Source organism: Pseudomonas sp. ASL4 (assembly GCF_056680395.1).
This window is the reverse complement of the sequence record NZ_CM155280.1, coordinates 1,945,297-1,968,774: the sequence shown is the minus strand read 5'-3', so window position 1 is coordinate 1,968,774 and position 23,478 is coordinate 1,945,297. Positions and strand designations below refer to the sequence as shown.

The window sequence follows — 23,478 nt, the reverse complement described above, 5'->3', positions numbered from 1 at the left end:
GGTTGATCTTCATGGATAGCGCGCTCGTTTTATTGGGAAGAGTCGGCAGGGCTGCTGACTCTAAGCGCGCTGAAGCCACAAACACTGATCTGGCTCAGTTTCCCGGCATTTAGCCATCACTCCTGACGTGAATCAGCGAGCAGCCACCGCCAGGCATTCAACCTCGACCCGCGCGTCCAGCACCAACGCCTTGGCGACGAATGTGGTGCGAGCCGGCAAACGATCCGCCGGGAAGGCGCGCTTGTACACCTCATTCATCGCGCTGAAATCCTTGATGTCGGCAAGGATGACCGTGCATTTGGCCACATGGGCCAGGGACGAACCACTGCGTTGCAATGCGGTACGCAGGTTCGCCATGGTCTGGGTCATCTGTGGGCCGATACCGCCCTTGACCAGTTCACCGTCAACCCCAAGACCAAGGACACCGGACAGATAAATGGTCTCGCCAAATTGCACCGCATCGGAAAATGGCAGGCCTTCGTCGTTAGGAAAATAGATTGGAGCGTTGACGGCTACGGGTGGCAAGTAGCGCTGAGTAATCAACGCGTACTGCCCGTTCTGCTTCAGACGCTCCAATGCGGCGTTCAGGTTGTCGCGTAGCGCGGTGTCACTTTTGCGCACAGCCATGGCCACGCCACTGCCCAGCATCGGGTCATCGAGGGCCGGCCCGGCAAAGGAGAAATCGCGGCCATGGGGATGGTTCAACAGTGCATGGCTGATTTCAATGGCGTCTTGCACAGTGGCGTCGATTTCCCCCGCCTGCAGGCTGGCAATCAACTGATTGTTGAATTTGAAACTGCGAACCTCCACACCTGCCGTCGCCCAGCGGGCCTTGGCGAATGCCTCGCGACTGGTGCCCTCGAGCACGCCGATGCGCTTGCCCTTGAGCGACTCCGCCGTCGGGCGCAGATCCGAACCCTCACGCGCCACCAAACGGCTGCTTAGGGGGTAAAGGTTGTCGGTGAAGTCGATCCGCTCACGACGCGCCGGCGTGGCGGTCATCGGCATGATCACGTCGAAACGCTTGGCCTCAAGGGCTTCGATATTGGTGGCGTAATCCTGATCGACCCAGACACAGCTGGACTTGAGTTCCGCACACAGCGCATTGCCCAGTTCGATGTTCAACCCGACCAGTTCGCCTTTGTCGTTACGGCTTTCGAACGGCGGGACCAGGGCTTCGACCCCGAAGCGGATCTGTGGATCGGCCGCAGACGACACACAACCGGTGGTCAGGACCGCCAGCGACAATACAGAGAGGATTTTTAGCAGAGGCATTTCGGTGGCCTTCATCGAATATTCACGGAAGCGAATCTTCGACGAGTGACCACCGACTTTCCCAGAGGACGAATCGCTCATCCTTGTGGGAACAGTCTCGATATTAGAAAGGCTTTTTTTCTAACAAGCGCTGACGGTCAACGTTTACCCATCGAACGGCGAGTACCCGGTGGCGCTGCGCCTGGGGTTTTGGTGTGGCCGTTTTTGGCGCCGTTCTTGTACCACGGCTGGTTGGCGTTCTTGGCCGCAGCCAGTTCGCCCGGTTTGAACGGAAACTTGAACGCCGGGATCGCGGCTTTGGTTTCGCTGTCTGCGCTGGAGTCGACGCTGTCTGGCAGGTCTGCCGGGTCGTCGCTCAAAGCGTCGGCGACCGGCGGTTGTGTCGGGGAAGTCATGAAAGCTCCGGGTGGTGCACAAAGAGTCGCGCCCGGTGGGTGGGCCGCGAAAGGCGGCAGTATACCTGTGTCGGGGCCGGCAAGGTGCAAGCGGCGAGTTTCAAGCGACAAGTAGTCGGTCTGTGGGTTTTGTGTTGATTGGGCTGACGCCATCGCGAGCAGGCTCGCTCCCACAGGTACGGCGGTGTCCTTGTGGGAGCGAGCCTGCTCGCGATGAACGATAACGCGGTCTACACCGGGTCGACGTTATCCAACGCTCGGTTCACCGCCAATTCCGCCTGCATGATGATTTGCTGGATGCCCAACGCGGTGTTGCGCTGCGGGCCGCTCAGGTTGTTAGCGAAGTCGCTGATCATGACGCTCGCTGACGCCAACGATTCGGTGGCGTGGGCCAGCAGGCTTTCGGTGTCGACGTTTGGGGCGATCTGGAACATGGTGCTGGGGCGACGGGGCTTGGCGGCGCTGGGGTCGGCGGGATTGAGGTAGTAGTCGAGGGCGCGTTGGGTGGCTTCGCGGTCCTTGAGTAATTCTTCGGCTTCTGAGGTATTGACGGGTGGATCGGGTATTAATTTGTCCATTGGAAATTCTCCAGCCTTGGAGCCTCCACTCGCCGCTTCTCACACGGCAAAGAGGTGGCAGCTATGTGCGAGGTGAGAAGACCGGTAATGGACACCCGGCCGGACCGAAGTCCGCCCGCACACAGCCGCCATAACGCAATTGCTGGCAGCGAATAAGCTGGCGGCAATTATGCTTGCACAGACACTGTATGACCATTACTTGCCGGGCTTCTCACACCCGATCGCTGATGGGTCAGCGACAGCCAAAAGACTAGAGAGCCAGCGTCCGACGGACAACCTGAAAATGTCGTGGGAAAGTTCTACGGTTCAGACCCTCGTATAAACACCGAGGGCATTCCTGTCGGCATTTCCTCATGTGAGTGTGGGAATGATCGACAAGTGTCGGTCAGAGGGTTTTGTGTTGTTTGTTCTGACGCCTTCGCGAGCAAGCCCGCTCCCACATTGGAATGCGGTCCCCTGTGGCAGCGGGCTTGCTCGCGAAGAACGATAACGCGGTCTATCTGAATGCCGGCATCGCCCCCAAACTGACAGCGCCGTCAGTTAGCAGTCACTTTGCTGACCGGGTAACAGGGCTATAAGGAGAGGTATAAAATCTGTCCATATTCCCGTCCCTCTAGCCCGGCGCCCCACAAGCATGCGAATTCAGAAAAAACCCGCCTTGATCGCAACCCTGCTGATTGCAGTCGCAGCACTGGGCTTGTGGTACGCCACCAAACCGACCACGGCCAAACTCGCCGTCTCTACCGCCGTGCCGGTGCGGGTGGTTGCGGTTGCCGAGAAGGATGTGCCGCGCTACGTCAGCGGCATCGGCTCGGTGCTGTCTTTGCACAGCGTTGTGGTGCGCCCGCAAATCGACGGCATCCTCACCAAGCTGCTGGTCAAGGAAGGTCAACTGGTCAAGGCCGGCGATTTGCTCGCGACCATCGACGACCGCTCAATCCGCGCCAGCCTCGACCAGGCCCGCGCCCAACTGGGTGAAAGCCAGGCGCAGCTGCAAGTGGCGCTGGTCAACCTCAAGCGTTACAAACTGCTGAGCGTCGATGACGGCGTGTCCAAGCAGACCTACGACCAGCAACAGGCCTTGGTCAACCAACTCAAAGCCACCGCCCAAGGCAATCAAGCGTCCATCGACGCGGCTCAGGTGCAGCTTTCCTACACGCAGATTCGCTCCCCGGTCACCGGTCGCGTCGGTATTCGTACGGTGGACGAAGGCAACTTCCTGCGCATGGCTGACGCCCAAGGGCTGTTCACGGTGACCCAGATCGACCCGATTGCCGTGGAGTTTTCCCTGCCGCAGCAAATGCTGCCGACCCTGCAAGGTTTGATCAGCGACCCGCAGCGCGCTCAGGTGAAGGCCTACATCGGCGCCGACACCGATGGCGAAACCGGCAACCTGCTGGGCGAAGGCCACCTGACGCTGATTGACAACCAGATCAGCGCCAACACCGGGACCATCCGCGCCAAGGCTGAATTCGACAACGCCGGCCAGAAGCTCTGGCCCGGCCTGTTGGTGACGGTAAAAATTCAGACAGCGCTGGATAAAGATGCGCTGGTGGTGCCGCCGACCGTCGTACAGCGCGGCCTCGATCAACATTTCGTTTACCGGGTCAACGGCGACAAGGTCGAGATCGTCCAGGTGCAGATGGTTTATCAGGGCAGCGGCCAGGACATCATCACCGGCGTCAAACCGGGCGATGTGCTGGTCAGCGACGGCCAGTCCCGGCTCAAGCCCGGCTCGACCGTGCAGGTGCTGACCGAGCCGGCGCAAGTGGTGCAAGCGGAGCCTAAACAATGAAGGGCCCCTCCGCGTGGTGCATCGATCACCCGGTCGCCACCATCCTGTTGACCTTTGCTCTGGTGTTGCTGGGCGTCATTGCCTTCCCGCGTCTGCCTATCGCCCCGTTGCCGGAAGCAGAATTCCCGACCATTCAGGTGTCCGCGCAACTGCCCGGTGCCAGCCCCGACACCATGGCGTCGTCGGTGGCCACGCCGCTGGAAGTGCAATTCAGCGCCATCCCCGGCATGACCCAGATGACGTCGAGCAGTGCCTTGGGTTCGAGCCTGCTGACCCTGCAATTCACCCTCAATAAGAGCATCGACACCGCCGCCCAGGAAGTCCAGGCCGCGATCAACACCGCCGCCGGCAAACTGCCCAAGGACATGCCGACCCTGCCGACCTGGAAGAAGGTCAACCCGGCCGACAGCCCGGTGCTGATCCTCAGCGTCAGCTCGACCCAAATGCCCGGCACTGAACTCAGTGACCTGGTGGAAACCCTGCTGTCGCGTCAGATCAGTCAGATCGATGGCGTAGGCCAAATCAACATCACCGGTCAGCAACGTCCGGCGATCCGCGTCCAGGCCTCGGCGGACAAACTCGCGGCCATCGGCCTGACGTTGGCCGATATTCGCCTGGCGATCCAGCAGACCAGCCTTAACCTGGCCAAAGGTGCGTTGTACGGTGAGTCGAGCATTTCGACCCTGTCCACCAACGACCAGCTGTTCCACCCTGAGGATTACAGCCAACTCATCGTTTCCTACAAGGACGGTGCACCGGTTCACCTCAAGGATGTCGCCAAAGTCGTCAACGGTTCGGAAGATGCCTACGTTCAGGCGTGGGCTGGCGATCAACCGGGGGTGAACCTGGTGATCTCCCGGCAACCAGGGGCGAACATTGTCGAAACGGTCGATCGTATCCAAGCTGCACTGCCGGGCCTTGAAGCGATGCTGCCGGCCTCGGTGCAGGTCAAGGTGTTGATCGACCGGACCCAGACCATTCGCGCATCGTTGCATGAAGTGGAAATCACCCTGCTGATCGCGATCATGCTGGTGGTGGCGGTGATGGCGCTGTTCCTGCGCCAATGGTCGGCGACCATGATTGTGTCGGCCGTACTGGGTGTGTCGCTGACCGCCAGTTTCGCCCTGATGTACATCATGGGCTTCAGTCTGAATAACCTGACCCTGGTGGCCATCGTGGTGGCCGTGGGGTTTGTGGTGGACGATGCGATTGTGGTGGTGGAAAACATTCACCGTCACTTGGAGGCCGGCGACGGCATGCGCGAGGCAGCGATCAAAGGCGCCGGCGAGATTGGCTTCACGGTGGTCTCGATCAGCTTCTCGCTGGTGGCGGCGTTTATTCCGCTGCTGTTCATGGGCGGCGTGGTCGGGCGGCTGTTTAAAGAGTTTGCCCTGACGGCGACCTCGACCATTCTGATTTCGGTAGTGGTGTCGCTGACACTGGCGCCGACCCTGGCCGCGCTATATATGCGCGCACCGGTGCATCACGCTCACAGTAAAAAGACCTTCGGCGAACGCTTGCTGGATGGCTATGAAAAACTGCTGCGCCGCGCCCTCGCCCACCAGAAGTTGATGATCGGTGTGTTCTGCCTGTCGCTGGGCCTGGCGATTGCCGGTTACATCTTTATCCCCAAAGGTTTCTTCCCGATTCAGGACACCGGTTTCGTCCTCGGCACCACCGAAGCGGCTGCTGATATTTCCTACGGCGACATGGTGAAAAAGCACTTGGCGATGGCGGAAATCGTCGCGACTGACCCGGCCGTGCAGGCGTTTTCCCACTCGGTCGGGGTGTCGGGCAGCAACCAGACCATCGCCAACGGCCGGTTCTGGATTGCGCTGAAACCACGCGGTGACCGCGACGTGAGCGCCAGCCAGTTCATCGACCGGATTCGCCCGCAATTGATGAAAGTCCCCGGCATCGTGCTCTATCTTCGCGCCGGCCAGGACATCAACCTCAGTTCCGGTCCGAGCCGCGCCCAGTATCAATACGTGCTCAAGAGCAATGACGGTGGCGTGCTGAGTACCTGGACCCAGCGCCTGACGGAAAAACTGCGGACCAACCCGGCGTTCCGTGATATTTCCAACGACCTGCAACTGGGCGGCAGCATCACCCACATCAGCATCGACCGCAGCGCCGCCGCGCGTTTCGGCCTGACCGCCAGCGATGTCGACGAAGCGTTGTACGATGCCTTCGGCCAGCGGCAGATCAACGAGTTCCAGACCCAGATCAACCAGTACAACGTGATCCTGGAACTGGACACCAAGCAGCGCGGCAAGGCTGAAAGCCTGAACTACTTCTACCTGCGCTCGCCGTTGAGCGGGGAAATGGTGCCGTTGTCGGCGCTGGCGAAATTCGATGCGCCGACCATCGGCCCATTGTCCATCGCCCACGACGGGATGTTCCCGGCCGCCAACCTCTCGTTCAACCTGGCGCCCGGCGTCGCGTTGGGTGATGCGGTGATCATGCTCAATCAGGCCAAAACCGACATCGGCATGCCGACGGCCATCAGCGGTAACTTCCAGGGCGCAGCCCAGGCGTTCCAGAGTTCGCTGGCCAGCCAACCGTGGCTGATTCTGGCGGCGCTGGTGGCGGTGTACATCATTCTGGGCGTGCTCTATGAGAGCTTCGTCCATCCGCTGACCATCATCTCGACTCTGCCGTCGGCCGGACTCGGGGCGGTGATCATGTTGTGGATCTGGGGCCAGGACTTTTCGATCATGGCGCTGATCGGGCTGGTGCTGCTGATCGGCATCGTCAAGAAAAATGGCATCCTGATGATCGACTTCGCCCTCGAAGCGCAGCGCAAGGGTGGCTTGCCGCCGGAAGAGGCGATTTTCAAGGCCTGTATCACGCGGTTCCGGCCCATCATCATGACCACCCTCGCCGCCCTGCTCGGCGCCTTGCCGCTGATGCTCGGCTACGGCACCGGCGCCGAACTGCGCCAGCCATTGGGTATTGCGGTAGTCGGCGGCTTGCTGGTGAGTCAGGCGCTGACGCTGTTTACCACTCCGGTCATATACTTGTGGCTGGAGCGGCTTTTCCATCGGCCCAAACCAATGCCGCTACCGGCACTGGCGACCACAGACTGAGGCGGGGTCATGCGCGTTCTGATTATCGAAGATGAAGAAAAAACCGCGGATTATCTGCACCGCGGCCTGACGGAACAGGGTTACACCGTGGATTTAGCGCGCGATGGCGTAGAGGGCCTGCACCTGGCGCTGGAAAGCGACTATGCGGTGATCATCCTCGACGTGATGCTGCCGGGTCTCGACGGCTTCGGCGTGTTGCGTGCCTTGCGCGCCCGCAAGCAAACCCCGGTGATCATGCTCACCGCCCGCGAGCGGGTCGAAGACCGGATCAGAGGCCTGCGCGATGGCGCCGACGATTACCTCGGCAAACCGTTTTCCTTCCTTGAGCTGGTGGCGCGCCTGCAAGCGCTGACCCGGCGCAGCGGCGGCCATGAACCGGTGCAAGTGAGCATCGCCGACCTGTGGATAGATTTGATCAGCCGTAAAGCCACCCGCGCCGGTGCTCGCCTGGACCTGACCGCCAAGGAGTTTTCACTGCTCAGCGTGCTGGCCCGACGCCAAGGTGAAATCCTCTCGAAAACCGCCATCGCCGAGATGGTCTGGGACATCAATTTCGACAGCGACGCGAACGTCGTCGAAGTCGCAATCAAACGCTTGCGGGCCAAGCTCGACGGGCCTTTCGACGAGAAGTTGCTGCACACCATTCGTGGCATGGGTTATGTGCTGGAGAGTCGCGGTGTCCAGTAACTCAATCGCGCTACGTTTGAGCGGGATGTTCACGCTGGTGGCATTGCTGGTGTTTCTGTTGATCGGCTGGGCGTTGTACCAGCAGGTCGACAAGGGTTTGGGGTTGTTGCCCGAAGCCGAGCTGGATGCGCGCTACAGCGTGCTTGAGTCTACGGTCGGACGGTTCGGCACGCCCGAGCACTGGGTGAAGATCTACAACAAGCTCAAACTGCTGGGCGAAGAAGACAAGCGCATCAGTTTCTGGATCATCAGCGGCGATTCACAGTATGAGTACGGCAACATCACCCCGCAGATCCGCGCCTTTGCCGAAGGGCCGCTGGGCCGGCGCGACCTTCAATTACCGGAACATGCCTACCCGCTGAAAGTGCTGGTCAGTCAGTTTCCGGCCAAGGACCAGCGCCCGCCGCTGCGTTTCATCATCGGCATCGACACCGAGACGTTTTTGCAGACTCAGCATCATCTTCTGCTCGCCTTGATCAGCCTGGCGATTATCGGCGTGTTGCTGGCCTCGGCGCTTGGTTACTGGGTGGCGCGGATCGGCCTCAAGCCGTTGATCAAGTTGTCGCAGGAAGCTCAGCGCCTGGCCCCGCCATTGCGTTCCGGGCGTTTACGGTTGTCGCCGTTGCCGCCGGAGCTGGATCAGTTTGTCAGTTCGTTCAACTCCACATTGGAGCGAGTCGAACAGGCCTATTCGCGGCTTGAGTCGTTCAACGCCGACGTCGCCCACGAACTGCGCTCGCCGCTGACCAACCTGATTGGCCAAACGCAAGTGGCGCTGACCCGCGGACGTTCGGCCGAACACTATTTCGAGGTGCTGCAATCGAACCTTGAAGAACTGGAACGGCTGCGCTCGATCATCAATGACATGCTGTTCCTCGCCAGCGCCGATCAAGGTAGCAAGGCAACCAAACTGACTTCCACGTCCCTGGCTGATGAAGTGGCCACGACCCTGGAGTATCTGGATTTCATTCTTGAAGATGCTCAGGTTCAGGTTCGGGTCAGCGGTGATGCACAGGTGAGCATTGAGATCGCGCATCTGCGGCGAGCATTGATCAACCTGCTGAGCAATGCGGTGCAACACACCGAGCCTGGCCAGGTGATTGAGGTGCGGATTGTGGTTGAAGAGCATCAGGTGAGTATTGGTGTGGCCAATCCGGGCTCACCGATTGCCAGTGAGCATTTGTCGCGATTGTTCGAGCGGTTTTATCGGGTGGATGCGTCGCGCAGCAACAGTGGGAATAACCATGGGCTGGGGTTGGCGATCGTCAAGGCGATTGCGTTGATGCATGGCGGCGATGTTTTTGTGCGCAGTGATCATGGGATGAATACGTTCGGGATTCACCTGCCTGTCTGACTGACCCCATACCCTGTGGTGAGGGGGCTTGCCCCCGTTGGGTTGCGAAGCAGCCCCAAAAACATCCAACCGCGTTCCTTCATACACACCGCGAAAACCGGGATTACGACTGCGGCGCAGCCGAACGGGGGCAAGCCCCCTCGCCACAAGGTTCACTGCGGACCATCTACTGTTGCTTCGCGCGCAACAGTCCTTTCTGAAATCAGCTCTGTTTCCCATCGTCCTTGAACCTTAACCTTGGCGCACCAAACAGCACTTGCCAAGCAAGAAGGTTTTAAAGATGTCCAACACTATGGGTATTGCCAGCGCTTTCGTTTTGTCCGCTTTGTTCCTGTCCCCGCTCGCCATGGCTGAAGAGTCGCCAGCCTTTGTTGCCCAAAACGCGGCACGGGCAAAAGCGTTCGAACAGTCTCAGGCCGAGATGACCGCAAAAGCCCAAGACGCTGCGCAAACCCCTCAAGCGTCCACTTCTGCAACCAAGCCACCGGTTGAGAAAGACAGCTGATCCACCGTATTGCTCTGTTTCCCTCGACACTTTTCATCGGCTCTTCCCTTTGAAAAGTTGTCTTCAAAGCCGCTGCTATCAGCGGCTTTTTTTATTGTGCAGAAAACACGTTCCGCTTCGTCTCCCTAAACAAGAAATAAAAAACGTCGATCCATGAACTGACGTTAATGACCCAAAAGGAGCTGTATCGCACGTGTCTTTTTCTCTGAAACTCAGCCCGTTGTTCATTGCAATCGCTGCAACGATGGCCGCCAATACCCAGGCCGCCGACGACACCAGCCGCGAAGGTTTTGTCGAAGGGTCGAGCCTCAACCTCAACGCCCGCAACTACTACATGAACCGCAACCGGCACCAGCACACCGATGACAACATCGAGTGGGGCCAGGGCTTTCTCGGCAAGTTCGAATCCGGCTTCACCGAAGGCACCGTCGGTTTCGGCCTCGACGCCCACGCCATGCTCGGGCTGAAACTCGACGGCGGTGGCGGCACCGACAATTCGAGCATCCTGCCGGTGAGCGCTGGCAACGGCAAAGCGCCGGGCTCGTTCTCCACCGCCGGCGGCACGCTGAAAATGCGCGCCTTCGATACCGAATTGAAGGCCGGTGACCTGTTTCTCACTAACCCGGTAATCGCCGGCGGTGAAAGCCGCATGCTGCCGCAGACCTTTCGTGGTGTCAGCCTGACCAATCACAGCTTCGATGGCTGGTTGATTGAAGGTGGCCAGGCCAGTTTCACCAAGCCTTACAACCAGAGCGGCCACAAGCGCATCAGCACCTCTTACGGCACCCTCGCCGACGGTGAAGAGAGCCAGCACCTGAACTGGGCCGGCGTGGCCTGGAGCGGTTTGCCGGGTCTGACCAGCAGCCTGTACGCCTCCGAGCTCAAGGACATCTGGAACCAGTACTACTACGATCTGGATTACACCTACGCGTTGAACGACCTCGTTAGCCTCAACCCGGGCCTGCACTTCTATCACACGCAAGACACCGGTGATGCGCTGCTCGGCAACATCGACAACAACACCTACAGCCTGCATTTCACCGTCGGCGTGGGCAATCACAGCGTTACGGCCGCGTATCAGCGGGTCAACGGCAACACGCCGTTCGACTACATCAGCCAGGGCGACAGCATCTACCTGGACAACTCCCAGCAATACTCGGACTTCAACGGCCCGAACGAGCGCTCGTGGAAACTCAAGTACGCCTACGATTTCGTCGGTCTCGGCTTGCCTGGCCTGACCTCGGCGGTTTCCTACTCCCGGGGTGAAACGGACTTGACCAAGGTCGATCCGGACAGCAAGGGCTACGCCTCGTGGTACAGCGCCGACGGCAAACACGCCAAGCATTGGGAGCGCGACGTCGATCTGAAATACGTGGTTCAGGGCGGCAAGGCCAAGGACCTGGCGGTGCGCCTGCAATGGGCGACCAACCGCGGTGGCAATGGCTACGGCGCGCTCGATCAGGACACCGATGAATACCGTGTGATCGTCGATTACCCGATCAACGTCTTCTAAGCCTGGATATATAAGCCCGGCAAAAAATCAAAAGGCCAGCATGTTTTGCTGGCCTTTTTTTGGCCCGACATTTATACCTTTACCCAGTAACACCTGAATTTTAATGACTGATTGCTGCGATGAGCGCGAGTCCTTCGGGAAACGACGTTTATGGAACTACGCTTATAAAGTCCCTTCAGCAGACATCAGAACCATGACAGCAAGCCGAACCACGTACATTCCAGGCAGGACCGGACGCCCTGAGCTCCTGCTGATTCTCGGCAGCTGCCTGACGGTCATCGCGATCCTGAGCATCGTGACCTTCCTGCTGATCCGCGAGCACGCCAATGCCCAGCAGGACGCGACCCGCAGCGCGACCACCATTGCCCAGTTGATCGACGCCGACGTGTTGCGCACAGTCGAACTCTACGACCTGACGCTGCAAGGGCTGATTGCCGCTTCGCAACGCGATGACCTGAAACAGATGCCGCCGCAGGTCCGCCAACTGGTGCTGTTCGATCGCTCCACCGCGGCGCGCTTCAAGGGCGACATCCTGTTGCTCGACAAGCACGGCGAGGTGCTGGCCGACTCCTCATTGACCGACCCCAAACCGGGCAACTTTGCTGACCGCGACTACTTCGTCGCTCATGTCTTGGACCGCGACACCGGGATGTTCATTAGCCGTCCGTTCAAGCCCCGCTGCGATTGCGCAGACAGCGATCAATGGCGGATCAGTTTCAGTCGGCGCATTTCCTCGCCCACCGGGGAGTTCATGGGCGTGGCGGTGGCGTCGATGCGCCTGACGTACTTCGACGAGTTGTTCAACAGCCTGAACATCGGTAGCGACAGCACGCTGAACATCATCAACAACGACGGCATCCTGCTGGCGCAAAAGCCTTACCTGCAAAGCGACTCGATCGGCAAAAGCTTCGCCAGCCGCCCCAACGTCGTGCGCATCCTGCGCGATGGCAGCGGCAGCTTCAACAGCGTGTCGAGCATCGATCACCGAAAGCGCCTCTACACCTTTTCCCGAGTCGGCAATCTGCCGTTAACGGTGATTGTCGCCCTCTCCAGTGCTGAAGTGTTCGGCACTTGGGAACGCACAGCGATGGTCATCAGCGGCGCCACCAGCGTGCTGTGTATCGGCCTGTTGTGGCTGACCTGGTTGCTCTGCCGCGAATTGCGCTTGCGTCACAACGCCGAGCGAGAGCTGGCGCAACTGGCGGCCACCGATGCCTTGACCGGAGTGGCCAACCGCCGAACCCTGGATCAGGCCCTACGCCATGAATGGTTTCGCGCCCAACGCTCCGGCAAACCGCTGTCGGTGTTGATGATCGATGCCGACCACTTCAAGGCCTTCAACGACCGGCATGGGCATCAGGGCGGTGACGATGCGCTGCGCTCGCTGGCCCGGGTGATCAGCACCAATGTGCGACGGCCAAGCGATGTGGTCGCCCGTTACGGCGGTGAGGAGTTTTCGGTGATCCTGCCGGAAACCGACAGCGCGGGCGCGAAGCAGATCGCCGAACACATCCGTGAGGCGGTGGAGCAACTGCCATTGGTGGCGGATGCCAAGACGCCGATGACTGTCAGTATCGGGATTAGTACCTGGACCAGTGCGAGCGAGATCAGCCTGGAGCAGTTGTTGTTTGCGGCGGACAAGGCGTTGTATCAGGCCAAGGAAACGGGACGTAACCGGGTGGTGGCTTAGCTGAGTTTTTCGCTGAGCCGACGGGCTTGCTCGCGAAGGGGCCAGCGCAGACAACACAAAAAATCGCGGGTATAAAAAAAGGCCACCCGAAGGCAGCCTTTAAAAACTAGAGAGGTTTTTGCTTACACGGCCGCAACAGGACGCATGTAAGAGATCGGTGCAGTGCTGGCGTCTTCGAAAGTCACGACTTCCCAAGCATCTGTCTGCTCAATCAACTTGCGCAGCAGCTGGTTGTTCAATGCATGTCCGGACTTGAAGCCCTTGAACTCACCAATCAGGCTATTGCCCAGCAGGTAGAGGTCACCAATTGCATCGAGGATCTTGTGCTTCACGAATTCGTCTTCATAGCGAAGGCCGTCTTCGTTCAGTACACCATCCGCGTCGACCACAATAGCGTTTTCAACGCTGCCGCCGAGTGCGAGGTTGTGCTTGCGCAGGTACTCGATATCACTCATGAAACCAAAGGTACGGGCGCGGCTGACTTCTTTTACGAACGAAGTACTGGAAAAATCCACGCTTGCACTTTGTGTGCGGTTACGGAAAACCGGGTGATCGAAATCGATCTCGAAGCTCACTTTGAAACCTTCGAAAGGGACGAAAGTGGCGCGCTTGTCGCCGTCTTCCACTGTCACTTCCCGCAGGATCCGGATGAACTTCTTGGCAGCGTCCTGTTCTTCCAGGCCGGCCGATTGAATCAGGAATACGAAAGGTCCAGCGCTACCATCCATGATTGGGACTTCGGACGCGGAGAGCTCGACGTAGGCGTTATCGATGCCCAGGCCAGCCATGGCCGAGAGCAAGTGCTCCACCGTATCCACTTTGACGTCACCGTTGACCAGCGTGGTCGACATCGTGGTTTCGCCAACGTTTTCCGCGCGAGCAGGAATCTGCACCACAGGGTCCAGATCGGCACGAACAAACACGATGCCGGTGTCGATAGGTGCAGGCTTGAGGGTCAGGTATACCTTCTCCCCGGAGTGCAGGCCTACACCTGTGGCACGGATAATATTTTTCAGTGTGCGTTGTTTAATCATGGCTTGGGCCGCTTCAGCGCAAATTGCGAACTGGTATCAACAAAGGCTGGCGATGATAGCAGACCAGACCTTTGCTGAACACCAATCACCTTCATCGCCCTGATACATTCCATCAATCAGCCTGACGACGCAGGAAAGCCGGGATGTCCAGGTAATCCAGATCGTCTTGCGGATTCATCTTCGCGGCAGTCGCAGCACCGGCCTGAGCCTGGTTGCGCATGACGGTCGGACGGTCCAGGTCACGGTAGTTCACAGCAGGCGCTTCCTGACGAGAAGGCGCTTGTTGCTGCGGCTGCGATGCCACGGACGTATGCATGGTGTTGTCGATGATCTTCACAGGCTTCTCGATTTTCGCGCCCAGACCAGTAGCAACCACAGTCACGTGCAGCTCGTCGCGCATGTCTGGATCGATAACGGTACCGACCTTGACCATCGCGTGCTCGGAAGCGAAGGCTTCGATGATGCTACCCACGTCGGAGTACTCACCCAGGGACAGGTCAGGACCGGCGGTGATGTTCACCAGGATGCCGCGTGCACCTTGCAGGTTCACGTCTTCGAGCAACGGGTTGCGAATGGCCGCTTCGGTGGCCTCGCGTGCACGGTTCGGACCGCTGGCGCAGCCAGTGCCCATCATCGCCATGCCCATTTCGCTCATCACGGTACGTACGTCAGCGAAGTCGACGTTGATCATGCCCGGACGCTTGATGATGTCGGAGATACCGCGAACGGCACCGGCCAGTACATCGTCAGCCTTGGCGAAAGCCGACAGCAGGCTTGCGTCTTTACCGAGGATGGTCAGCAGCTTCTCGTTGGGAATGGTGATCAACGAGTCGACGCTTTCAGACAGCAGACGGATACCTTCGTCGGCGATCTGCATACGCTTGCGGCCTTCGAACGGGAAAGGACGAGTCACCACCGCAACGGTGAGGATCCCCATTTCCTTGGCCACTTCGGCAATGATTGGCGCAGCACCGGTACCGGTACCGCCGCCCATGCCAGTGGTGATGAACACCATGTTGGTGCCCTGCAGGACTTCGGCAATGCGCTCACGATCTTCGAGAGCGGCCTGACGACCTACTTCAGGGTTGGCGCCGGCGCCCAGACCTTTGGTCACACCGGTACCGAGTTGCAGGATGGTCCGCGCGCCGATGGATTTCAGCGCCTGGGCATCAGTGTTGGCGCAGATAAATTCAACGCCTTCAATGTTGCTCTTGACCATGTGGTTGACAGCGTTGCCGCCGCCTCCGCCAACACCGATAACTTTAATAACCGGGCTTGCGGGGATGTTGTCTACGAGTTCGAACATGTTCCCTCTCCTTACATTCTCTAGTTTTTTCGCCTACTGCGTTTGTTGCGGTGCTGCGGTAAATCTTTAGAAATTGCCTTGTACCCAGCTCTTGATGCGATCGAGCAAGGCGGCTTTCGGTTCTTCATTGCTGTAGCTGTCGCGGCTGCTGATGCCCGAGAACGAAATCCCGTCAGACTGCTTTTGCAGGCCGTACATCAACAGGCCAACGCCAGTGGAATAAATCGGGTTGCGGACCACGTCATCCAGCCCCTTCACGCCGTGCGGCACGCCCAGGCGAACCGGCATGTGGAAGATTTCCTCGGCCAGTTCGACCGCGCCTTCCATCTTCGACGTACCACCGGTTAGCACGATGCCGGCCGGGATCAGGTCTTCGTAGCCGCTGCGGCGCAGTTCAGCCTGGATCAACGTGAACAGCTCGTCGTAACGCGGCTCGACCACTTCGGCCAAGGCTTGGCGGGACAGCTCGCGCGGTGGACGGTCGCCAACGCTTGGGACCTTGATGGTTTCACCGGCACCGGCCAGTTTGGCCAGGGCGCAGGCGTAGCGAATCTTGATTTCTTCGGCGTATTGGGTCGGTGTACGCAGCGCCATGGCGATGTCGTTGGTCACCTGATCGCCCGCAATCGGGATCACGGCGGTGTGACGGATCGCGCCTTCAGTGAAGATCGCGATGTCGGTGGTACCGCCGCCGATGTCCACCAGGCACACGCCCAGCTCTTTCTCGTCGTCGGTCAGGACCGAATACGCGGAAGCAAGCTGCTCGAGAATGATGTCGTCGATTTCCAGACCGCAGCGACGCACGCATTTTTCAATGTTCTGTGCGGCGTTGACGGCGCAGGTCACCACGTGAACCTTGGCTTCCAGACGTACGCCCGACATGCCCAGCGGCTCACGGACGCCTTCCTGGTTATCGATCACGTAATCCTGCGGCAGGGTGTGCAGCACGCGCTGGTCAGCCGGGATCGCCACGGCCTGGGCAGCATCGAGTACACGCTCAAGGTCAGCAGCGCTGACTTCGCGATCACGAATCGCCACGATGCCGTGGGAGTTCAGGCTGCGAATGTGATTGCCGGCCACGCCGACGAACGCCGAGTGGATCCGGCAACCGGCCATCAGCTGCGCTTCTTCGATGGCGCGCTGGATCGATTGCACGGTGGACTCGATGTTCACCACCACGCCTTTCTTCAGGCCACGGGACGGATGAGTGCCGATCCCGACGATTTCCAGCGTGCCGTCGTCCGAAACCTCGCCGACCAGCGCCACCACTTTGGAGGTGCCGATATCGAGACCGACGATCATTTTGCCGCTTTGCACGTTTGCCATGGGTCCTGCCTCTTCTTAATTCTTCGCGACAGCGGGTTTGGCTGTCGTCGGCGCTACAGGTTCCCGCCAGCCAACAGCGAGGCCGTTGGCGTAGCGCAGATCGATGCGCGCAATGTTCGTAATCTGTTCTTTAAGCGTCTTGTCGTAGATGGCAATGAAGCGGCGCATCTTTTCTACCAAAGCGCCGCGTCCCAGCAGCAGTTCGATCCCCGGGCCAGCGCTACCGGCCCCCGTAGTCAGGAACCAGCTGCCTCGGTCACGCAACTCCAGGCGTGCAATCGAGAAGCCCAATGGCCTGAGCATCTGGCTCAGCACCTGGTATTGCTGCATCACTTGCTGCTGGGCCCGTTGTGGGCCGAACAGCTGTGGCAGGTGTTCGTAGTTCGCCAGCTCCTTGGGCGTAAACGCCTGGCCCTGGTTGTTCAGCAACGCCTCGTCGCCCCAACGGGCCACCGGCAATTGTTCTTCGAGGCGGATGACCACCTGATCCGGCCACACCCGACGCACTTCGGCGTGGGCAATCCATGGCATCTGTTCCAGCTCGGTACGCATGCTCGCCAGGTCGATGGTGAAGAAGCTCGACGCCACGTACGGGGCGATCCGCTGCTGCACGGCTTGCTGGCTGATGTAACTCAAATCGCCCTGCACGTTGATCTTGGTGATCGGCCGGTCGGCGTACGGCAGCAAACGCTGCGCGCCTTCGTAAGTGCCAAACCCCAGTGCAACCAACAACACCGGCCAGAACAACGCTTTGAGAAAACCAAAATTGGCTTTCGGCAGGCGCACAGACATCGGCTCTTTGGCCACCATTCGGCTGGCACCCCGCGGCACCGGCTTGCGGCCGGGCGGTGCGGGGGGCTGATGTCTCAGCTGTGCGCCTTGCATGGTCTTAACCTCGCGGCTCGTGGTTGCCGGCAACGCTGGCGGCCAAAATCGCCAGAACCAGTTGCTGGAAATCCAGACCAGCAGCACGGGCCGCCATCGGCACCAAGCTGTGATCGGTCATGCCCGGTGCGGTGTTGACTTCCAGGAACCAGAACTGCCCGTCGGCGTCCTGCATCACGTCTGCCCTGCCCCAACCGGCGATACCCAGCGCCTCGCAGGCTTTCGCCGTGAGGTCCATGAGTTCCTTTTCTTTGTTGCTGTCCAGGCCACACGGAATCCGATACTGGGTATCGTTAGCCACGTATTTGGCGTCGTAGTCGTAGAAGCTGTGCGTGGTGCCCAAGGCGATGACTGGCAACACCTGGTCACGCAGGGTGGCAATGGTGAACTCCGGACCTTGAATCCATTGCTCGACCAACACTTGCGAATCGTAGGTACTGGCCGCTTTCCATGCGTCGATCAACTCAGACGCGGAACTCACTTTGGCCATCCCGATACTTGAACCTTCATGGGCCGGTTTGACGATCAAAGGGAAGCCCAGTTCCGTGGCCGCCGAAATACAATCGGCCTCGGAGCCAAGAACGGCGTGGCGTGGCGTCGGAATCCCGAGGCTGTGCCAGACCTGTTTGGTGCGCAGCTTGTCCATCGCCAATGCCGACGCCAGGATGCCGCTGCCGGTGTAGGGAATGCCCAGGCATTCGAGCAGGCCTTGCATGCTGCCGTCTTCACCGCCACGACCGTGGAGGATGATGAAGGCGCGATCGATTTTTTCGTTCAGCAGACGCTGCAGCAGGTCATCGCCGACGTCGAGGCCAAACGCGTCCACACCGGCGCTTTGCAGCGCTTCGAGAACCGCGTTACCCGACTTCAGGGAAACCTCACGCTCGGCACTCTTGCCGCCGAAGAGCACGGCGACGCGGCCGAAATCTTTCGGCGCGATCGTGGAGACGAGGTTGGCGTAGGCAGCAGTCATTTCAATTTCCCCACAGCCGGCGCAGCGATGGCACCGGCGAACAACGGACTGTTCAACAGTTTTGGTGCGAGACCACCGATATCACCGGCGCCCTGGCACAGCAGGATGTCGCCGGCACGTAGCAGCGGCTTGACGATCGGCGCCAGGTCGACACCGCGCTCGATGTAGATCGGGTCCAGTTGACCGCGCTGGCGGATGCTGTTGCACAGCTTGCGGCTGTCGGCGCCCGGGATCGGTTCTTCACCGGCCGGGTAGACTTCCATCAGCAACAGGACGTTGGCGTCGGCCAGTACATTGACGAAGTCGTCGTACAGGTCCCGCGTGCGGCTGTAACGGTGCGGCTGGTAAACCATCACCAGACGACGCTCCGGCCAGCCACCGCGTACGGCTTTGATCACCGCGGCCACTTCGGTCGGGTGGTGACCGTAGTCGTCGACCAGCATCACGTTGCCGCCGTCTACCGGCAGTTCGCCGTAGACCTGGAAGCGTCGGCCGACACCCTGAAACCCGGACAGGCCCTGGACGATGGCTTCATCGCTGACGCCTTCGTCGGAGGCAATGCAGATGGTCGCCAAAGCGTTCAATACGTTGTGGTTGCCCGGCATGTTCACCGAGACATCCAGCGGCTCGCGCTCAGGGCGCAGCACGGTGAAGAAGGTCTGCATGCCTTGCTGGCGCACATTGATTGCACGCACGTCGCAGTCATCGCCGAAGCCGTAGGTGACTGTCGGGCGTTTGACCAGCGGCAGGATTTCACGCACCACCGGATCGTCCAGGCACACCACCGCCAAACCGTAGAACGGCAGGTTGTGGAGGAACTCGACGAAGGTTTTCTTCAGTTTGTTGAAGTCACCGTCGTAGGTCGCCATGTGGTCGGCGTCGATGTTGGTGACCACGGCCACCAGCGGCTGCAAGTGCAGGAAGCTCGCATCGCTTTCGTCGGCTTCGGCGATCAGGTAACGGCTGGTGCCGAGCTGGGCATTGGTGCCCGCAGCATTCAGGCGGCCACCGATGACGAACGTCGGGTCCAGGCCACCGGCCGCGAACACCGAAGCGATCAGGCTGGTGGTGGTGGTTTTGCCGTGGGTACCGGCGACGGCGATGCCGTGGCGATAACGCATCAGCTCGGCAAGCATTTCGGCACGCGGCACCACCGGAATTCGGCGCTCCAGGGCAGTGACGACTTCCGGGTTGGAGGTGTTCACGGCACTGGAGGTCACCAGCACATCGGCGCTCGCGGCGTTCTCGGCACGGTGGCCGATGTAGATGTGAGCACCGAAAGATTCCAGGCGCTCGGTCACCGGCGATGCTTTGAGGTCGGAGCCTGAGACTTCATAGCCCAGGTTCAACAACACTTCAGCGATGCCGCACATGCCTACGCCGCCGATACCGACGAAGTGGATTTTACGGATGCGGCGCATTTCCGGTTGAGGCATGGCTTTCTGATTCTCAACCATGGGCCACCTCCAGGCAGGTGTCGACGACGTTACGGGTTGCATCGGGTTTCGCCAGTCGGCGGGCCGCGTTGGCCATGTCATTGAGTCGTTGCGGTTGCATCAGGACCTCTGTCAGGCGTGCGGCAAGATCTGCGGCGCCAGTCGTTCTTTGCGGCATCAGGAAGGCAGCACCTTCACGAGCCAAATATTCGGCGTTGCGGGTCTGGTGATCGTCGATCGCGTGGGGCAAAGGCACCAGCATCGAGGGCAGACCGGCGGCGGCCAGTTCACTGATAGTCAATGCGCCTGCACGGCACACCACCAGGTCGGCCCAGCCATAGGCTTGGGCCATGTCTTTGATGAAAGGCTGCACTTGTGCCTCGACGCCAGCCTCGCGATAGCGCTGTGCGGTCACTTCATCGTGGTTTTTGCCGGCCTGATGAAACACTTCCGGGCGCAGGTCGGCGGCGACTTGCGACAGGGCTTCAGGCAGCAACTTGTTCAACGGTTCTGCGCCCAGGCTTCCGCCCAGGATCAGCAAACGCGCCTTGCGACCGGCCAGGGCTGGTCGCGGTGTTTCGAGGAACAGCTCGGTGCGCACCGGATTACCGGTGGTCCGTCGGCTGTCCGACAGGGTAAAGGTGTCGGGGAACGCTTCACAGACTCGGGCGGCCAACGGCATGAGCAACCGATTGGCGGTACCTGCCACGGCGTTCTGCTCGTGAACGATGATCGGCACGCCGGACAATTTGGCGGCAACACCGCCAGGGCCAGTCACATAACCACCAAAACCGACCACACACACCGGCCGCAGCCGACGAATGATCGCCCGCGCCTGCCAGATCGATTTGAGCAACATGAACGGTGCCTTGAGCAGCGACAGCTTGCCCTTGCCCCGCAGACCGCTGGCATTGATACGATGCAGTTCCAGACCGGCCGCCGGGACCAGGTCGTTTTCGATGCCGCGCGGGGTACCCAGCCAATGCACGGTGTAGCCGCGGGCCTGGAACTCGCGAGCGCAGGCCAACGCCGGGAACACGTGCCCGCCGGTGCCGCCCGCCATGATCAATACGTTAGCGCCCATGGGGTGGCTCCTCGGCGAAGTCACTCTCCTGGAACTCCATCTCTTCACTGCCCAGGTGGGTTCGACTCTCCCACTCGATGCGCAGCAACAACCCGAGACAGGCACAGCAGATCACCAACGAACTACCGCCGTAACTGAGGAACGGCAGGGTCAGGCCCTTGGTCGGCAGCAGGCCGACGTTCACCCCGATGTTGATCAGGAACTGACCAATCCACAGGAACGACAGGCCGTAGGCCACGTACGCCGCGAAGAACTGCTTGGCCTTCTCTGCCCACAAACCGATGTACATGCCACGAATACAGACAAAGACGAACAGCGCGACAGTACACAAGGAACCCACGGCACCCAGTTCTTCGGCCAGGACCGAGAACACGAAGTCCGTGTGGGCTTCCGGCAGGTAGAACTGTTTCTGCACGCTGTTGCCCAGGCCAACGCCCAACCATTCGCCGCGACCGAACGCGATCAGTGCTTGAGACAACTGATAGCCGGCACCGAACTGATCGGCCCACGGATCCGCAAAGTTGGTCAGACGCGCCATTCGATACGGCTGCACTTGAATCAGCAGCACCACGGCCGCGACAGCGAGCACCACCATCAAGGAAAACCGGAACAGCCCGACCCCGCCGAGGAACAGCATCGCCGCCGCTGCCCCCATCATTACGACGGTGGCACCGAAGTCCGGCTCCATCAGCAACAGGCCCGCCATCGGCAGCAGTACGATGAATGGCTTGAAGAAACCCATCCAGCTTTCGCGCACTTCCTTCTGACGACGTACCAGGTAACCGGCGAGGTAGATCACCACGAACACCTTGGCGATCTCGGAAGGCTGGACGTTGAAGAAGCTAAAACCGATCCAGCGCATCGAACCGTTCACTTCACGGCCGATCCCGGGGACGATCACCATAATCAGCAAACCGAACGCGCCCAGCAGCATCAACCAGCCCAGGCGTTGCCAGGTGGCAATCGGGATCATCATGGTGATGACGCAGGCACCGAGGCCCAGCACGATGTAGATAAGATGACGAATCATGTAATACAGCGCGCTGCCCGACTGCGCTGCGGCCACTTCGGTGGATGCCGAGGCAATCATGATCAGGCCAAGGCCCAGCAATGCCAGGCAGCCAGCGAGCATCGGGAAATCAAGGTCGATACCGCGCCCGGTAATGATCGGCGACGGATACGGCTTGATGATATTTCTCAGGCTCATGCCAGATCCTCCACAGCGCGGACGAACTGGTGACCACGGTCTTCGTAATTTTTGAACATGTCGAAACTGGCGCAGGCCGGCGACAACAGCACGGCGTCGCCCGGTTCGGCGAGGGCGCGGCATTGCTCTACGGCTTCAAGCAGCGAGTTGACGCGAATCAGCGGCACGCCATCGCCGATGGCCTGGCCGATCAGGTCGGAGTCGCGGCCCATCAGCACCACGGCGCGGCAGTTGGCCGCCACCGGGTCACGCAAATCCTTGAACTCGGCACCCTTGCCATCGCCACCGGCGATCAGCACGAGTTTGCCTTCGATGTCCGCGCCTAAGCCTTCGATGGCGGCCAGTGCGGCGCCAACGTTGGTGGCTTTGGAATCGTTGTAATAGCTCACGCCATTGAGATCACGGACCCACTGGCAACGATGCTCAAGCCCGGCAAAGGTGCGCAGGCTCGACAGCATCGCGTCGAACGGCAGGCCAACGGCGTGCCCCAGTGCCAGCGCCGCGAGGGCGTTGGACTGGTTGTGAGCGCCACGAACTTTCAATTCGCGCACCGGCATCAGGTTCTGGAATTCGAAGGCCAGGTATTTCTCGCCGTCCTCTTCCCGGATACCAAACGCCTTGAAATCAGGCTTGCTCAAACCGAAGGTCCAGCATGGCTGACCTTCGCCCATCAATGGACGGCTCAGGGCGTCCTGACGGTTGACCACAAACTGCTTGGCCCCGCGGAAGATCCGGTGCTTGGCCAAGTGATAGGCCGGCAGGCCGCTGTAGCGGTCCATGTGGTCTTCGCTGACGTTGAGCACAGTCGCCACTTCGGCGTTAAGTTGATCGGTGGTTTCGAGCTGGAAGCTCGACAGCTCCATTACGTACAACTCGACGTCGTCGCTGAGCAGATCCAGCGCCGGCGTACCGAGATTACCGCCAACCGCGACACGCTTGCCCGCCGCAACGGCCATCTCGCCAACCAGGGTGGTGACGGTGCTTTTCGCGTTGGAACCGCTGATGGCGACAATCGGCGCCTTCGCGTTACGCGCGAACAGCTCGATGTCACCGGACAACTTCACGCCACGGGCCGCAGCGGCTTGCAGGGCTGGGGTCGCCAGTGCCAGGCCGGGGCTCACGTAGAGCTCGTCGGCACGGCACAGGAACTCGACGTCCAGCTCGCCACAACGCACTTCCACGTGCGGATAGTCACGACGCAGCGTGTCTAGCTCCGGTGGATTTTCCCGCGTATCGGCCACAGCAAACGACACGCCCCGGTTCGCCAGGAAGCGAACCAGGGACATGCCGCTCTTGCCGAGGCCGACAACGATGCGGAAGTGGTCAGAAGCGATCAGAGACACTCG

19 protein-coding genes are annotated in these 23,478 nt (G+C 60.1%); 7 read left to right on the top strand and 12 right to left on the bottom strand.

Annotated features, from left to right (window positions below):
• Positions 1 to 132 precede the first annotated feature (132 nt).
• The 3 genes from AC1MEW_RS08950 to AC1MEW_RS08940 all read right to left on the bottom strand — a co-directional run bounded on the left by AC1MEW_RS08950 (position 133) and on the right by AC1MEW_RS08940 (position 2,248).
• Complete coding sequence (locus AC1MEW_RS08950; RefSeq protein ID WP_480426102.1) at positions 133 to 1,275, bottom strand: transporter substrate-binding domain-containing protein; 1,143 nt, start codon at positions 1,273 to 1,275, stop codon at positions 133 to 135.
• Between the two features lie 137 nt (positions 1,276 to 1,412).
• Entirely contained in the window at positions 1,413 to 1,670 is a 258-nt protein-coding gene (locus AC1MEW_RS08945; RefSeq protein WP_213938545.1) for a hypothetical protein, read from the bottom strand.
• 230 nt (positions 1,671 to 1,900) lie between these two features.
• Positions 1,901 to 2,248: a DUF6124 family protein gene (locus AC1MEW_RS08940; protein WP_480426099.1), complete on the bottom strand. Its 348-nt coding sequence runs from the start codon at positions 2,246 to 2,248 to the stop codon at positions 1,901 to 1,903.
• Between the two features lie 634 nt (positions 2,249 to 2,882).
• On the opposite strand from AC1MEW_RS08940, the gene AC1MEW_RS08935 reads away from it, so the two are divergent.
• From AC1MEW_RS08935 to AC1MEW_RS08905, 7 genes are all read left to right on the top strand, one after another.
• Positions 2,883 to 4,043: an efflux RND transporter periplasmic adaptor subunit gene (locus tag AC1MEW_RS08935; RefSeq protein ID WP_480426097.1), complete on the top strand. Its 1,161-nt coding sequence runs from the start codon at positions 2,883 to 2,885 to the stop codon at positions 4,041 to 4,043.
• Positions 4,040 to 7,132 (top strand): multidrug efflux RND transporter permease subunit, encoded by a 3,093-nt coding sequence (locus AC1MEW_RS08930; protein WP_480426095.1) that lies wholly within the window; start codon positions 4,040 to 4,042, stop codon positions 7,130 to 7,132. The genes AC1MEW_RS08935 and AC1MEW_RS08930 overlap by 4 nt, the downstream gene beginning before the upstream one ends.
• A 9-nt stretch (positions 7,133 to 7,141) precedes the next feature.
• Positions 7,142 to 7,819, top strand: a complete 678-nt coding sequence (locus AC1MEW_RS08925) for a heavy metal response regulator transcription factor (protein WP_201206535.1) — start codon at positions 7,142 to 7,144, stop codon at positions 7,817 to 7,819.
• Positions 7,809 to 9,173 carry a heavy metal sensor histidine kinase gene (locus tag AC1MEW_RS08920; protein ID WP_480426093.1) on the top strand — a complete coding sequence of 455 codons (1,365 nt, stop codon included), beginning with the start codon at positions 7,809 to 7,811 and terminating at the stop codon, positions 9,171 to 9,173. Before AC1MEW_RS08925 ends, AC1MEW_RS08920 begins: the two co-directional genes overlap by 11 nt.
• Before the next feature lie 280 nt (positions 9,174 to 9,453).
• Complete coding sequence (locus tag AC1MEW_RS08915) at positions 9,454 to 9,678, top strand: hypothetical protein (protein WP_201257067.1); 225 nt, start codon at positions 9,454 to 9,456, stop codon at positions 9,676 to 9,678.
• Between the two features lie 244 nt (positions 9,679 to 9,922).
• Positions 9,923 to 11,191, top strand: coding sequence for an OprD family porin (locus AC1MEW_RS08910; RefSeq protein WP_416195319.1), 1,269 nt, complete (start codon positions 9,923 to 9,925; stop codon positions 11,189 to 11,191).
• 193 nt (positions 11,192 to 11,384) lie between these two features.
• Complete coding sequence (locus tag AC1MEW_RS08905) at positions 11,385 to 12,881, top strand: sensor domain-containing diguanylate cyclase (RefSeq protein WP_322269604.1); 1,497 nt, start codon at positions 11,385 to 11,387, stop codon at positions 12,879 to 12,881.
• Between the two features lie 122 nt (positions 12,882 to 13,003).
• Here the strand turns inward: AC1MEW_RS08905 and lpxC are convergent, their stop codons facing one another.
• From lpxC to murD, 9 genes are all read right to left on the bottom strand, one after another.
• Positions 13,004 to 13,915, bottom strand: a complete 912-nt coding sequence (gene lpxC / locus AC1MEW_RS08900; protein WP_054045542.1) for a UDP-3-O-acyl-N-acetylglucosamine deacetylase — start codon at positions 13,913 to 13,915, stop codon at positions 13,004 to 13,006.
• Between the two features lie 112 nt (positions 13,916 to 14,027).
• Entirely contained in the window at positions 14,028 to 15,221 is a 1,194-nt protein-coding gene (gene ftsZ / locus AC1MEW_RS08895) for a cell division protein FtsZ (protein WP_201206545.1), read from the bottom strand.
• Between the two features lie 66 nt (positions 15,222 to 15,287).
• On the bottom strand, positions 15,288 to 16,547 hold the full coding sequence (gene ftsA, locus AC1MEW_RS08890; protein ID WP_046048247.1) for a cell division protein FtsA: 1,260 nt from the start codon (positions 16,545 to 16,547) through the stop codon (positions 15,288 to 15,290).
• Positions 16,548 to 16,562: 15 nt separating this feature from the next.
• Positions 16,563 to 17,432 carry a cell division protein FtsQ/DivIB gene (locus tag AC1MEW_RS08885; RefSeq protein WP_323570062.1) on the bottom strand — a complete coding sequence of 290 codons (870 nt, stop codon included), beginning with the start codon at positions 17,430 to 17,432 and terminating at the stop codon, positions 16,563 to 16,565.
• Positions 17,433 to 17,436: 4 nt separating this feature from the next.
• Positions 17,437 to 18,405 (bottom strand): D-alanine--D-alanine ligase, encoded by a 969-nt coding sequence (locus tag AC1MEW_RS08880; RefSeq protein WP_201206549.1) that lies wholly within the window; start codon positions 18,403 to 18,405, stop codon positions 17,437 to 17,439.
• Positions 18,402 to 19,862: a UDP-N-acetylmuramate--L-alanine ligase gene (gene murC, locus AC1MEW_RS08875; protein ID WP_480426088.1), complete on the bottom strand. Its 1,461-nt coding sequence runs from the start codon at positions 19,860 to 19,862 to the stop codon at positions 18,402 to 18,404. The genes AC1MEW_RS08880 and murC overlap by 4 nt, the downstream gene beginning before the upstream one ends.
• Positions 19,855 to 20,925 (bottom strand): undecaprenyldiphospho-muramoylpentapeptide beta-N-acetylglucosaminyltransferase, encoded by a 1,071-nt coding sequence (gene murG, locus AC1MEW_RS08870; RefSeq protein ID WP_201206554.1) that lies wholly within the window; start codon positions 20,923 to 20,925, stop codon positions 19,855 to 19,857. Before murG ends, murC begins: the two co-directional genes overlap by 8 nt.
• A complete protein-coding gene (ftsW, locus tag AC1MEW_RS08865; RefSeq protein ID WP_416195296.1) occupies positions 20,915 to 22,132 on the bottom strand; it encodes a putative lipid II flippase FtsW in 1,218 nt (405 codons plus the stop codon). The genes murG and ftsW overlap by 11 nt, the downstream gene beginning before the upstream one ends.
• Positions 22,129 to 23,475 carry a UDP-N-acetylmuramoyl-L-alanine--D-glutamate ligase gene (gene murD, locus AC1MEW_RS08860; protein WP_201206556.1) on the bottom strand — a complete coding sequence of 449 codons (1,347 nt, stop codon included), beginning with the start codon at positions 23,473 to 23,475 and terminating at the stop codon, positions 22,129 to 22,131. Before murD ends, ftsW begins: the two co-directional genes overlap by 4 nt.
• Positions 23,476 to 23,478: the final 3 nt, after the last annotated feature.

What these genes read in the sequence shown, in the direction of transcription:
- AC1MEW_RS08950 (WP_480426102.1), bottom strand. Translation starts at nt 1,275, where the DNA reads ATGCCTCTGCTAAAAATCCTCTCTGTATTGTCGCTGGCGGTCCTGACC.
- AC1MEW_RS08945 (WP_213938545.1), bottom strand. Translation starts at nt 1,670, where the DNA reads ATGACTTCCCCGACACAACCGCCGGTCGCCGACGCTTTGAGCGACGAC.
- AC1MEW_RS08940 (WP_480426099.1), bottom strand. Translation starts at nt 2,248, where the DNA reads ATGGACAAATTAATACCCGATCCACCCGTCAATACCTCAGAAGCCGAA.
- AC1MEW_RS08935 (WP_480426097.1), top strand. Translation starts at nt 2,883, where the DNA reads ATGCGAATTCAGAAAAAACCCGCCTTGATCGCAACCCTGCTGATTGCA.
- AC1MEW_RS08930 (WP_480426095.1), top strand. Translation starts at nt 4,040, where the DNA reads ATGAAGGGCCCCTCCGCGTGGTGCATCGATCACCCGGTCGCCACCATC.
- AC1MEW_RS08925 (WP_201206535.1), top strand. Translation starts at nt 7,142, where the DNA reads ATGCGCGTTCTGATTATCGAAGATGAAGAAAAAACCGCGGATTATCTG.
- AC1MEW_RS08915 (WP_201257067.1), top strand. Translation starts at nt 9,454, where the DNA reads ATGTCCAACACTATGGGTATTGCCAGCGCTTTCGTTTTGTCCGCTTTG.
- AC1MEW_RS08910 (WP_416195319.1), top strand. Translation starts at nt 9,923, where the DNA reads ATGGCCGCCAATACCCAGGCCGCCGACGACACCAGCCGCGAAGGTTTT.
- AC1MEW_RS08905 (WP_322269604.1), top strand. Translation starts at nt 11,385, where the DNA reads ATGACAGCAAGCCGAACCACGTACATTCCAGGCAGGACCGGACGCCCT.
- lpxC (WP_054045542.1), bottom strand. Translation starts at nt 13,915, where the DNA reads ATGATTAAACAACGCACACTGAAAAATATTATCCGTGCCACAGGTGTA.
- ftsZ (WP_201206545.1), bottom strand. Translation starts at nt 15,221, where the DNA reads ATGTTCGAACTCGTAGACAACATCCCCGCAAGCCCGGTTATTAAAGTT.
- ftsA (WP_046048247.1), bottom strand. Translation starts at nt 16,547, where the DNA reads ATGGCAAACGTGCAAAGCGGCAAAATGATCGTCGGTCTCGATATCGGC.
- AC1MEW_RS08885 (WP_323570062.1), bottom strand. Translation starts at nt 17,432, where the DNA reads ATGCAAGGCGCACAGCTGAGACATCAGCCCCCCGCACCGCCCGGCCGC.
- AC1MEW_RS08880 (WP_201206549.1), bottom strand. Translation starts at nt 18,405, where the DNA reads ATGACTGCTGCCTACGCCAACCTCGTCTCCACGATCGCGCCGAAAGAT.
- murC (WP_480426088.1), bottom strand. Translation starts at nt 19,862, where the DNA reads ATGGTTGAGAATCAGAAAGCCATGCCTCAACCGGAAATGCGCCGCATC.
- murG (WP_201206554.1), bottom strand. Translation starts at nt 20,925, where the DNA reads ATGGGCGCTAACGTATTGATCATGGCGGGCGGCACCGGCGGGCACGTG.
- ftsW (WP_416195296.1), bottom strand. Translation starts at nt 22,132, where the DNA reads ATGAGCCTGAGAAATATCATCAAGCCGTATCCGTCGCCGATCATTACC.